The sequence below is a fragment of the Clostridioides sp. ZZV15-6383 genome (assembly GCF_020657735.1).
GTDB classification, from domain to species: domain Bacteria; phylum Bacillota; class Clostridia; order Peptostreptococcales; family Peptostreptococcaceae; genus Clostridioides; species Clostridioides difficile_D.
In genome coordinates this window covers 43,108-56,420 of the sequence record NZ_JAGWCV010000004.1, presented here as the reverse complement: position 1 = coordinate 56,420, position 13,313 = coordinate 43,108, and the positions used below count along the sequence as shown (strand labels likewise).

Here is a 13,313-nt window from a genome sequence, read left to right as displayed (position 1 = left end):
TAGAGCTTATTTTTCCTACAAAAAAATTATAATATTTAAAGTCAAATTTTTTCATTTTTTTACATAACACCCAAACAAAGTATTAAAAGATAGAAATAAACCAATATTTCATCAAAATAAATATAAGATGCTACATACTCTTCATATTTTTAAATCTTGTGTACATACAAATAAACCCCTAATTTATAATATATTAGATTTTCTAAATTATTATAAATTAGGGGGTAAATATTTATTTACCTTTTCTTTATTCCTATTACTTTAGCTTGACCTTCTATGCTTGGAGTTGTTTCTTTTTTTATTTCTTTTACTTCTTCAATAATTTTTTCTTTTTTTGTTTTCTTAGATGCTGACTTTTGCGTTGAATTGTATACTTTTATTATCTCATCATATATAAGGTCTATGGCTTCAGGCTTACCTATAGTTTTGCTTGCATTTGCCATATCAACTAAAAGTTCTCTATCCCCTAAAAGTTTAAATACTGCTGTATTTAGGCTTTCTGGAGTTAGATTTTTTTCTAGAATCGCAATCCCTGCTCCTTGCTTTTCTATACTCTTAGCATTATACTCTTGATGGTTTTCAGCAGTATATGCTTTAGGTATTATTATAGAGGGCTTTCCAAGAGCTGTTATCTCAGCTAATGAAATTGCTCCTGCGCTACCTATAACTAAATCACTTGCTGCAAGTGCATTTGCCATATCTTCTAAGTAAGGTACAACCTTTTGGTATGGTTTAAGATTTATATCGCTAATGCTTCCCATAAATTCATCATAATAGCTTTTGCCTGTAGCAAATATAAAAGCTATATCTTCATTTACCATATTCTTTATTACAAGTCTCATTGCGTCATTTATTTTTCTTGAGCCTCCACTACCACCATAGCAAAGTACCATTTTTTTTTCTTCACTTATTGCTAGATTTTTTCTTGCAATATTTCTTCTTGATAATAAAATTTCTTTTCTAACTGGGTTTCCTGTGAAAACTAACTTTTCTTCTGCTGCCTCAGGAAATCTTTTATGTGAATCTTCAAAGCTTGTAAGTACCTTTGTAACTGTTTTAGATAAAATCTTATTAGTTACACCAGGAAAAGAATTTTGCTCATGTATTATGGCTGGTATTTTACCCATAGATGCATTAAATAAAACAGGTCCACTAACATATCCACCAGTTCCTATAACTACATCTGGCTTAAATTTCTTAACAATCTTTCTTGATTGCTCTAAACCTTTAAAAAGTTTAAAAACTCTTTTTACATTATCGAAGTCTATTTTTCGCTTAAAGCCTTGAACTGTTACAGTCTTTAATTCAAATCCATACTTAGGAACTATTTCTGATTCTATTCCTTTTTCCGTCCCAACAAAAATTATCTCGGCGTCTGGATGCTCATCTCTTATTTTGTTAGCAATAGCTATAGCTGGATACACATGTCCTCCAGTTCCACCGCCTGATAATAAAACTTTCATCAAATCATCATCTCCTGTTAATTAATTTTGACATGCTTTGAGATGTTTAACACTATGCCTACAGCTCCCATAAAGATGGTGAGTGAGGTTCCTCCATAACTTATAAATGGTAGTGCTACACCTGTAGCTGGCATTGATGATGTTGCAACTGCTATATTTAAAGCTGCTTGTATTCCAATTTGTGCACCTATACCTATGACAACCATACAAGCAAATACATTAGAAGTCTTCAAGGCTATTCTTACACATCTGTAGACTAAAGCTACAAATAGCATTATAACTATTATACAACCAATCAATCCTAACTCTTCTCCTATTATAGCAAATATAAAGTCATTTTGTGGCTCTGGTATATAAAAATACTTTTGTTTACTCTTTCCTAAGCCTAGACCAAACAATCCACCTGAACCTAGTGCATATAAACCTTGTATTACCTGATACCCTTTACCAAGAGGGTCTTGAAAAGGGTCTAAAAATGATGTAACACGACTAAGTCTATAGGGTTCAGCAATTACTAATGCAGCAAATAAAGCAGCCCCACTCCCTATCATAGCAAATACAATTTTCATATCCATTCCAGCAACAAATATCATTACAAAAGTAACCAGAATTACAGTACCTGCTGTTGACAAATTTGGCTGAAGTATTATCAACGCAAAAAATATCCCTGGAACTACAAGAAGTGGTACAACACCTTTTGTCAAAGATTTTATTTTATCATAATTTTTTTCAATTAATTTTGCAGTTAATATTATTGTGGCAAACTTTGCTATCTCTGCAGGTTGAAATCTTAAGCCTCCTATTCCTAACCATCTTTTTGCTCCGTTTGCTTCTATCCCTAAAGGGGTTAAAACTAACAATAATAATACTACTGCTATAGCTCCAATTGCTGTAGCATTTTTCTTCCAAAAACTATAATCTATTCTTGATGTAATAATCATAACTATAAAACCAAGTATAGCATATATTACATTCTTTTTTAGAAAATAGTATGCATCATTGTGTTTAAATGAAGATTGTATAAAACTTGCACTAAACACCATAACTATTCCTACAAATACTAAAAGCATAGTAGTATAAAATACTACTCCATCAAATTCAGTCTTCATCCTTATGTCAATTTGTTTTTTCAAATTTTCTTTAGGCATCCAACTAATCTACCTCCATTCTTCCATTTAAGTAAGTTTAGAGGTAAGAGATTATTTTAAATTGTTTACATTATCTTTGAAGTCTTTTCCTCTTACTTCAAAACTTTCATACATATCCCAACTTGCACAAGCTGGTGAAAGAAGCACTATATCTCCACTTTTTGAAATTTCATAAGAAGTCTTAACTGCTTCTTCCATATCTTTTACTATATGTATGTCATTAAATCCTTTATTTTTAGCACAATTTTCTATATTTGATGCAGTTTCTCCTAATAAGACCAATGATTTAACATATGACTTTGCAGTTTCAAGAAGTTCATCAAAATTACTTCCCTTATCCATCCCTCCTGCTATAAGTATTATAGGTCTATTGTAAGACTGTACAGCTTTTATAGTGGAATCTGGATTAGTTCCCTTTGAATCATTTACATATATTACATTTTCTAAGTTTCTTACAAACTCTTGTCTGTGTTCCACTCCCTTAAATGTCATAAGTACATCCTTTATAACATTTAAGTCAATTTTACAGACATACGCTATTGCTATAGCTGCCATACAGTTTTCTAAATTATGACCTCCAGGCAAACTTACATCATCTTTATTTAGAAATTTGATTTTATCATCTATATCTATTATTATGTCATTATTTTCTAAATATACTCCTCCATTTACTTTTTGAGTTCTTGAAAAGTAAATTACTTTCGCATTGCACTTGTCAGCTAGACTTTTTACTATCTCATCATCATAATTTAATACACAAAAATCATCAGCAGTTTGATTCATAAATATATTTGCTTTTGCTTCTATATATTTTTCCATAGTATGATGTCTATTTAAATGGTCTTCTGTAATATTTAATATAGCACTTACTTTAGGTCTAAATTCATCTATACTCTCAAGTTGAAAGCTACTTAGTTCAGTTACAAGCACAGATTCTTCATTTGAAGTTTCTATAGTATCTATTACAGGATTCCCTATATTTCCAACTACATATGTATCTCTTTTAGCTCTTGAAAAAATTTCTCCTACCAAACTAGTCGTAGTTGTCTTTCCGTTTGTACCTGTAATCCCTATAAATGTTGGATTATTTGATAATTTAAAAGCTAATTCCACCTCGCCAATTATATACTTACCTGAATTTTTTAATTTCAATATGAATGGCAAGTCTAGTGGTACTCCTGGAGATACTACAACCATATCTATGCCATCCACATCTTCTGGATGATGTCCTAATATGTATTTTATGTCATTTATAGATTTCAATTCATCAAGTATGTTTTTCAATTTATTTTCATCTTTTATATCATTTACTATTATACTTGCACCCAATTTATCTAAATGTTTAATTGTAGATATACCAGTCTTTGCAAGTCCTACTAATAAAACTCTTTTTCCTTTTAAGTCCATTTTTCATTCCCCCTAGGCCTAAAATACTGCTATTATACTTATCCAAGCTAAAACAACTGTAACAATCCAAAAAACGAATACAACTCTTGTTTCTGGCCAACCACACTGTTCAAAATGATGGTGTATTGGAGCCATCTTAAAGAATCTCTTTCTTGTTGCTTTAAAATATCCAACTTGAATCAAAACTGATAGAGCCTCTGCAAAATAAATTCCTCCAATTATAGGTATTATAAGCACTGAGTTAGTTAGAACTGAAAATGCTACAACTGCACCACCTAATGCCATTGAACCTGTATCTCCCATAAAAACTCTAGCCGGATATGAATTAAATCCTAAAAATCCTAAGCATGCTCCAACAGTTGCTGCTGCTAAAACTGCAACTTCTGTATTTCCAGCAATAGAACTTGCAAATAGCATAAAGAATACAGAAACTATTAAAGTTACTCCTGATGCTAATCCATCTAATCCATCAGTCAAATTTACAGCATTTACTATTGCTACAATTATAAACATCATTATTGGTATATATAATATTCCAACATTTATTACAAAATCTGTAAATGGTATCATAAGTTGTGAAGCACTTGATGATGATGTATATTGATAAAAAGCAACATAAAAAGACAATGCAACTTGAAGGATTATTTTTTGATATGCTTTTAGTCCAAGTGATCTTTTCAGCTTTATTTTTATAAAATCATCTAAAAAACCAATAAAACCAAAACCTGCAATACATATAAGACCTACTGCCATATCATGACTAACCTTTACTCTTGTAAGTCCAGTTATTAGAATTGCAACAATCATTATAATTCCACCCATAGTAGGTGTTCCATTTTTGGCTAGATGTGTTTGGGGTCCATCATCTCTAACTGTCTGACCAAATTTAAATTTTCTAAGCATTGGTATAAATATTGGTCCTATTATAATTACTATTAAAAACGCAATCAATGCGGTGTACGTAAGCTCTGTTATTCCTAACATCATAAAACTCCTCTCCCTTGTCAATCAACTCATTAGTTTAAGCTTATTTATTTAGATATTCGACTATTTTTTCTAATCTCATGCCTCTTGAGCCTTTTACTAAAATAGTGTCTCCTGTTTTTACTAATTTATTTAACTTGCTAAATACATCTTCTCTATTCTCAAAGTGATATATATTGGCTGAATTGAATCCTAATTGTTTTGCTTCTTCTCCAATAAACACTGAATTTTCACCTATAGTTATTATAATATCAGTATTATTCATAGATGATTTTCCGACTAATCTATGACCATACTCTGAAATTTCACCCATTTCTAGTATATCTCCAAGTATCGCTACCCTTCTACCTTTATATCTTCCAAGTATCTTTAAAGCAGCATCCATAGAATCTGGACTAGCATTATATGAATCATTAATTATTGTTAACTTTTCATTTTTTATTATGTCTAATCTCATTTTTGTCCCTTTAAAATTTTTTAAACCTTTTTTTATATAATCCAAAGAAATATTTAAACACATACCAACCAGTATAGCAGACATTGCATTATATATATTATGTTCTCCTATTGTTGGTATAAATACTTCCTCTTTTTTTCCATTTATGACACATGTAAATGTCAAACTATCCTCTTCCATAGTATAACTTTCGCAATAAATATCATTATTTTTATTGAATCCAAATGTTTTTAACTTATATACATGCTCTTTTTCTTTTAATGTAGATAAAAACTTATCATCTCCATTTACAATTAAAGTATTTGTCTCATCAAAATTTGAGGCAATCTCCATCTTTGCTTTTAAAATACCTTCTTGTGAACCTAATTTTTCCACATGTGATAATCCTATATTTGATATGACTGCAATTTGGGGATTTACTATATCCACTAGATATTTTATTTCATTGAATCCAGACATACCCATCTCTATTACAGCACACTCATGTTCTTTATTTAAATTAAATAAAGTTAATGGAACTCCAAAATGATTATTTAAATTTTTTTCATTTTTTAGTATATTTAACTTTGCAGATATGGCAGAATATATCATATCTCTAGTAGTAGTTTTGCCTACACTACCTGTAACACCTATAAATGGAATATCAAATTTTTCTTTATAATATCTTGAAATATCCCCTAGAGCTAAAGATGTATCTTTTACCTCTATTAAATTTATATCCGAACTTTCTAATTTTATTCCATTACTTTCATTTTTTATAAAAGTTTTACATCCACTATCATATGCAGACTTCATAAATGTATGCCCATCTAAATTTTCTCCAACTATTGCTACAAATGCATTTTGGGCATTTGACTCCCTGCTATCTATAACTATATCACTTACACAGTCATTATAATCTCCATATATTAACTTCCCATTAGTTGCAAGTACTAACTCTTTTATTGTTAAGCACTCCATTATTAAACTCCTCCTTTAAAACCTTAGCTATATTCTCTTAGCAACAAAAGGCAATGTATACCGTTATATATACATTGCCTACGATAACTCTTAACTTTATAATTATATACTATATTTCTGTTTTTTTGAAGATGTTTATGGGTATATGTTAATTATCTGTTACTTTTTAGTTTTCAAAATATAGGGTTATACTTGAATCTTCATTAACTTTTACTCCAGGTTTTGGGAATATATCTTTTACCTTTGTATCTTCTGGAAGTTCTATATCTGCATCTAAATCTGGTTTTAACTTCACATCTTCCAACGCCTTTACAGCATCACCAATTTTTAGATTTCTTACATCTGGCACTTTAACCTGTTTTTTTTCATACTCAGCTTTTTCTTCTTCTTTGTATACTGGTTTAACTCCTAAATATTTTAAAGAATCATTCATTATTTCTTTTACTATTGGTCCTGCTGTAGTACTACCAAATGCACTTACTCCTGTTGGTTCATCAACAATAGCAAGGACTACTATTTGTGGATCATCACAAGGTGCGATTCCAACAAATGAACATATATACTTTCCTGGAGCATACTTACCATCTATAACTTTTTGAGCTGTACCTGTTTTACCACCAAGTCTATAACCTGGTATATATGCTATCTTTCCTCCACCTTCAGTTACAACTGACTCTGCAATTTCTAGCATTTTCTTAGATGTTTCTTTAGATATAACACTTCTTACTTTTTTTGGTTTTACTGTTTCAGTTATGTTACCTTTATTATCAGTATAAGATTTTACCACTCTTGGTTGCATTAAATCTCCACCATTAGCTATTGATGATATAGCTGTTATAAGTTGTATTGGAGTTACTGATATAGATTGACCAAATGATATTGTAGCCAATTCAACTGGTCCTACATTTTTTTCGTTATACAATATTCCCTTAGCTTCTCCTGGTAAATCTATACCTGTCTTATCCATAAGACCAAAAGATTCTATATAATCATACATTTTTCCAACGCCTAATCTACTTCCTAACTCAACAAATACTGGGTTGCAAGAATTTTGTACTGCTTGTTTAAACTCTTGTGTTCCATGAGGTCTATAATGTCTCCAACATTTAATTTTTCTTCCTCCAACAGTTACACTACCTGTACATGTGAATTTTTCTCCATCTTTAATTACTCCTTCTTCAAGAGCACTAGAAGATGTAATAAGTTTAAATGTAGAACCTGGTTCATATGTATCACTTACTGCTGGATTTCTCCACATTTGATAATAGCCTTTTATTTTATCTTTATCATTATACTTTTCAAGTTCTTCTTGATAATATGGATATATTGGTGTTCTTGAATCATTAGGGTCATAATCTGGTTTTGATGCTAGAGCAAGTATATCACCAGTTTTAGGATTCATAGCTATTGCAGTAACCTTTTTTGCATTATTTAACTCATAAGCTTTCTGTACTGCTTTTTCAGTATAGTGTTGAATTACTTCATCTATAGACAACACAAGACCATTGCCTTGTACAGGCTCATAATATTTTTCCATTCCTTGTGGTATTTCTCTTCCTGAAGCATCAGTACTTACTATCAGTTTTCCAGGCTTTCCTTTTAATTTTTTATCATATTGCATTTCTATACCAGATATACCTGTTGCATCTGAAGAAGTATGTCCTAGTACATATGGTGCAAAATTCCCATATGGGTAATATCTTTGATTATCTTCTGCTACCCATATTCCACCTAATTTAGCATCTCTTATTTGACTTGCCTTATCATCATCTATCCATCTTTTAACCTTTACAAGAGCCATATTTTTTTTGCTTATTAAAGCGTAAATATCTTTATAATCTTCGTCTAAAATCTCAGCTACCTTTTCAGCAGCTTCCTTTTTATCTTCTACTTCTACAGGTTTACACCAAACCGTATACTTAGTTACACTTACTGCTAATTCTTTCATGTTTCTATCATATATAGTTCCTCTTTTGGGTTCTATTGGTATATCTCTTGTTTGCTGTTCTAGAGCTTTTGTACTTAACCAATTTCCCTTCATAAGTTGTAAGTACCCAGTCCTAATAACAAGGCAAAAAAACAATGCACATGCTAGAATAAGAACGAGTACCAGCCTTTTTTTACTTATTCTCTTTACTTTTCTCAAATCTATTCCCCCTAGTTATCCACATCTATATACTTTATTTGTCCATCTTTTGGATAGTCCATATTGAGCAATTCTTTTGCCTTTAGCTCAATTTCTTTTATCGATGTTTTTTCAGTTTTTTTTGCCTTTAGTTCCTCTAGTACTATCTCTTTTTTTCTTAAATCTTTTTGTAAATAGTAAATATCATATTTCATTTCTGAGATTTTTGAATAACCACATAGATTCAATATTATTACTGCGAAAGTTGCAATCAGTAAAATGCATTTAGCCCCTATTTTTTTATTATTTCTCTTTTTATAATTATTCTTTTTCTTATTTTTATATTCATTTAGATTCTGTATTTTATAATTTTTTTTCAAATTATCACCTCTATACTATATTTGTTGTTAATTATATCTCTTCCTCTAAAATTCCATCGCTAAATTAATACACTATTGCACAATCTAATTGTATTTTTTTCTATACACAACAAAAAATCTATAGATTCACTAATTCTTGAATATTGAACCTATAGATTATACGCTAATTTTTATTTATTTTTATCACTATATATTTTCTTTAACATATAAATCAATACACTTAAAGCAAATAATATTAAAAGTCCTGTCATCATAACTTTAGCTCCACCAGTCAACATCCCACCTACATAAGAATATACAATGGTTGCTGGTAATTGTCCTAATCCAGTAGCTATAAAGAAGGATACAAAACTCATAGATGTTAGACCTGCTGCATAACTTACAAGGTCAAAAGATATAAAAGGAAGCAATCTTGCAATTAAAATTGTATGTTTTCCATATTTATCAAAGAAATCATCTATACTTTCTAATGCAAATTTACTTGTAAGTTTTACAACCACATCTCTACCTAAAAAACGCCCAATTACAAAACAGATTGTAGCACCTGCCATTGCACTGGTCCATGACAATATAGCTCCATTTACCCATCCAAATAAGGTAGCATTTGCAAAAGTGATTAAAAATGCAGGAAGGGGTGCGGCTATTGATTGTAATATCATAAGTGCAAATGATATTATTGGTGCCCAGACTCCAAATGATAGTATGTATTCCTTAATTGCATCTAGATTTAGCATACTCAGATAAAATATCATCTGATTTACTATTTTTTTAACAGGAGGTATAAAAAAGTAAATAGAAAATACCCCCAATATAATACAAATTTTTATCAATGCTTTTTTATAATTATTCTCTATTTTTCCTCACTCCCAATATCTATTTTAATTATATTATAACAGAAAATATTTTTCTATATTGTCGATTATACCATAGTTATTTTCTATTCTAATAAAAATCATAATAGCTTTTAACTACAATTAAGAACCTTATTATTTTATCACATATCTAGACCTTACTCTTAAATTATATAATTTATATTCTTTCCGCTACTCTTAACTTAGCACTTCTTGAACGTGGATTTATTTCTATTTCCTCTTCACTAGGTAATATTGGTTTTCTAGTTATTATTTTTACTTCAGATTCTTTGTCACATTGGCATATAGGCAAATGTTGTGGACATATACAATCTGATGCTAGATATTTAAATGCATTTTTTACTATTCTGTCCTCTAATGAGTGAAATGTTATTATACAGATTCTTCCATCTTCATTCATTATAGAGGAAGCATCATTTATCATCTTTGTAATTACTCCTAGTTCATTATTTACTTCTATTCGTATAGCCTGAAAAGTTCTTTTAGCTGGGTGAGGTCCATCTATTCTAGCTTTTTTAGGAATAGCCTTTTTAATTATATCAACCAATTCACCTGTAGTTTCTATTGGTTTATTTGCTCTTTCTTCAACTATAAATTTAGCTATACGTTTAGCCCAGTTATCTTCACCATAATCTTTTATTATCTTAGATAGTTCATCTTCTGTATAAGTATTTACAACATCATATGCAGAAAACTCACATCTAACATCCATTCTCATATCAAGTGGTGCATCTTGCATATAAGAAAAGCCTCTATCAGCTTCATCAAGTTGATGAGATGAAACTCCTAAATCAGCTAATACACCATCAATCTTGTAAACTCCTATTTTTTCTAATTCCTCTTTTATATTTTCAAAATTACTATGAACAAACTTCACTCTACTTTCGTATTCACTCAATCTCTCTTTTGCTGTATTTATAGCGTTTTTATCTTGGTCAAACCCTATAAATAATCCCTTATCTGACAGTTTTTTTACTATTTCCCTAGAATGTCCTGCTCCTCCCATAGTACAGTCAACATACACTCCATCTGGCTTTATATTTAAATTTTCTATACACTCATTTAAAAGAACTGATACATGATGAAATTCCATATTTACCTCCTTTATACTCACTATTTAAACTATTATTAACTAATATTATGTTTATTTTTCTTTGATAAATAAACATGTGCAATTATACCACCAATAACTCCAATCAAGCTTATCACTTGTGCCATTCTAAGTGGGCCTAACATTAAACTATCTGTTCTTAACCCCTCTATAAAAAATCTTCCAATTGAATATAAAGTTATATAAGTAACTATAACTTGCCCTTCATATTTTTTATTTTTTCTAAATAGTAATAAAACTATAAATATACCAAAATCCCATATGGACTCATATAGAAAAGTTGGATGCACTTTTACTCCATCAACCATTATTCCCCAAGGTAAATTAGTAGCACCTCCATGTGCTTCTCCATTAATAAAATTTCCCCATCTACCTATAGCTTGTGCTAAAGGCATTCCAAGTATAACTGTATCAGCCATTTTTAAAAAGTTAATATTTTTAATCTTAGTGTATATATAACCAGCTAATATTCCACCAATTAACCCTCCATGTATAGCAAGTCCACCACCTCTAAAATTAAAAATTTGAGATATATTTTGAGCATAATAACTCCAATTAAATACTACATAATAGATTCTTGCACAGATTAGTCCAACCGGAATTGCTATTATAGCTATATTTAATACATCATCTTCTTTAATTCCCACTCTTTTTGATTCTTTTATTGCTATTAAAGTCCCTAAAATCATTCCACATGCCATAAGTATTCCATACCACATGATGTCTATTCCAAACAGTGTAAATGCTATTCTATCCATAACGTCACCTCTTTGTATTAATTAAAAATATTTCCAAAGCAATTTAGTATAATTACAATTAATTGTAATTATACTAAATTATGATAACATATTAATGTTAATTCTACAAAAAATATTAAAATTTATTCTATAAACACTATAATATATTATACCAATCTAACTACGTAAAATTCTTTGAAATCAAAAAGATTGATGTATGTATACACCAATCTCTTATATATTTGTATTTATGCTTCTTAAATTTTTCAACTTAATTTATATATATTTTACAAATCTATCTCTTGTTTCACTAGAATAAACATTCAAATGCACAGTCTAGCATTTAACTGTTATTCTTATGATTATCAAATTTTTATTTAGGTTCTACAATAGAAATAACACAATACTCTTCTTTGAAGTGTTCTTTTAATCTTTCTTCAACTTCCTCAAAAGTAACATCTTTAATAACATCTAAATAATCCAATATATTTATATCCTTAAATACATAAGATATAAAACTATTTCCTATAAAATTTATAGAATCAAAACACTTAATAAATGACCCTATTTTTTTCTTTTTAGTTCTCTCAAATTCCTCTTTTGATAATCCTTCTTGTTTTGATTTTTCTATATACTCAAGAATTATCTCTTTTACTTTTTTAGGTTCTTTAGAATCTCCAGCTATTATACTAAAAGCGTAATCCACTTGAGACGAAAATCCAGCTCCAAAATTTTCATTTATTAATCCTTGCATATACAAATCTTCATAAAGTTTACTTCCTTTTTTAAATAGCATACCTACAAGTATGTCAGTTACAATTTCTTTACGTAAAAGTTCTTTCCCTTTTAAACCAACATTACTATCTTTAAAACCTATGTTAAACATAGGCATAGATATAGGGAATTTTTCTATAACTTCTTTTTCTTTTACACTTTCTGTTTCTTTTGGATAAAACCTCTCTATACTCTTAGAAAGTTTATCTATATCATAATTGTTTGATTTTTTAGTTATATCTATAACTTTTTCTACATCTAGGTCACCAACAACAAATAAGGCCATATTCCCTGGATTATAGAAAGTGTTATAGCATTTATATAGTTCTTCTTTAGTTATCTTATATATACTATCTACCGTACCTGCTATATCAATTCTAGTAGGATAATTTACATACATTGCCTTCAAGCAATTAAAATATACATTCCAATCAGGGTCATCATTGTACATTTTTATTTCTTGTGCTATTATACCTTTTTCCTTTTCAACATTTTCATCTGTAAAATAAGGTGTTTGAACATAATCAATTAGATGCTCCAGACTCTCATAAAAATTTTCGGTAGCAGAAAATAAGTATGCTGTCATCGTAAAATTAGTAAACGCATTTGCGTTTACTCCTAATTTAGAAAATTTATCAAAGGCATCTCTTCCATCAGGTTGCTCAAACATCTTATGCTCTAGAAAATGTGCAATTCCTTCATTCACTCTAATTCTTTTATCTTCTCCAATTGGAACAAATTCTAAATCATTTGAACCATAATTAGTAGCCAGAATAGCATATTTTTTAGTAAACCCTTTCTTAGGCATAAAATATACATCTAATCCATTTTTCAATTTCTCATAATAAACTTCTTCTCTCAATATATCATTAACTATTTTTTCCATAGACATATC

The 13,313-nt window shown here is 29.6% G+C and carries 11 protein-coding genes; all 11 read right to left on the bottom strand.

All coding sequences use genetic code 11. From position 1 onward, the window contains the following. Positions 1-236: 236 nt before the first annotated feature. The gene (gene murG / locus KGF42_RS02830; RefSeq protein WP_227821155.1) at positions 237-1,463 is read right to left on the bottom strand and encodes an undecaprenyldiphospho-muramoylpentapeptide beta-N-acetylglucosaminyltransferase; all 1,227 of its coding nucleotides are present in this window, start codon (positions 1,461-1,463) and stop codon (positions 237-239) included. A gap of 17 nt (positions 1,464-1,480) precedes the next feature. Further along, a complete protein-coding gene (spoVE, locus tag KGF42_RS02825; RefSeq protein WP_227821156.1) occupies positions 1,481-2,611 on the bottom strand; it encodes a stage V sporulation protein E in 1,131 nt (376 codons plus the stop codon). A 51-nt stretch (positions 2,612-2,662) separates the two neighbouring features. After that, positions 2,663-4,018, bottom strand: coding sequence for a UDP-N-acetylmuramoyl-L-alanine--D-glutamate ligase (gene murD, locus KGF42_RS02820; RefSeq protein ID WP_227821157.1), 1,356 nt, complete (start codon positions 4,016-4,018; stop codon positions 2,663-2,665). Between the two features lie 18 nt (positions 4,019-4,036). Beyond that, complete coding sequence (gene mraY, locus KGF42_RS02815; RefSeq protein WP_079740141.1) at positions 4,037-5,005, bottom strand: phospho-N-acetylmuramoyl-pentapeptide-transferase; 969 nt, start codon at positions 5,003-5,005, stop codon at positions 4,037-4,039. 40 nt (positions 5,006-5,045) lie between these two features. Continuing rightward, positions 5,046-6,419, bottom strand: coding sequence for a UDP-N-acetylmuramoyl-tripeptide--D-alanyl-D-alanine ligase (locus KGF42_RS02810; RefSeq protein ID WP_227825664.1), 1,374 nt, complete (start codon positions 6,417-6,419; stop codon positions 5,046-5,048). A 166-nt stretch (positions 6,420-6,585) separates the two neighbouring features. After that, positions 6,586-8,565, bottom strand: coding sequence for a stage V sporulation protein D (locus KGF42_RS02805; RefSeq protein ID WP_054274632.1), 1,980 nt, complete (start codon positions 8,563-8,565; stop codon positions 6,586-6,588). An 11-nt stretch (positions 8,566-8,576) separates the two neighbouring features. Then, a complete protein-coding gene (locus tag KGF42_RS02800) occupies positions 8,577-8,924 on the bottom strand; it encodes a hypothetical protein (RefSeq protein WP_054274633.1) in 348 nt (115 codons plus the stop codon). Between the two features lie 170 nt (positions 8,925-9,094). Next, entirely contained in the window at positions 9,095-9,676 is a 582-nt protein-coding gene (locus KGF42_RS02795; protein ID WP_413926984.1) for a TVP38/TMEM64 family protein, read from the bottom strand. A gap of 277 nt (positions 9,677-9,953) precedes the next feature. After that, positions 9,954-10,889, bottom strand: a complete 936-nt coding sequence (gene rsmH / locus KGF42_RS02790) for a 16S rRNA (cytosine(1402)-N(4))-methyltransferase RsmH (protein ID WP_227821160.1) — start codon at positions 10,887-10,889, stop codon at positions 9,954-9,956. 35 nt (positions 10,890-10,924) lie between these two features. After that, positions 10,925-11,665 (bottom strand): prolipoprotein diacylglyceryl transferase, encoded by a 741-nt coding sequence (lgt, locus tag KGF42_RS02785; protein ID WP_227821161.1) that lies wholly within the window; start codon positions 11,663-11,665, stop codon positions 10,925-10,927. Positions 11,666-12,017: 352 nt separating this feature from the next. Beyond that, entirely contained in the window at positions 12,018-13,304 is a 1,287-nt protein-coding gene (yfmH, locus tag KGF42_RS02780; RefSeq protein WP_227825662.1) for an EF-P 5-aminopentanol modification-associated protein YfmH, read from the bottom strand. Positions 13,305-13,313 lie beyond the last annotated feature (9 nt).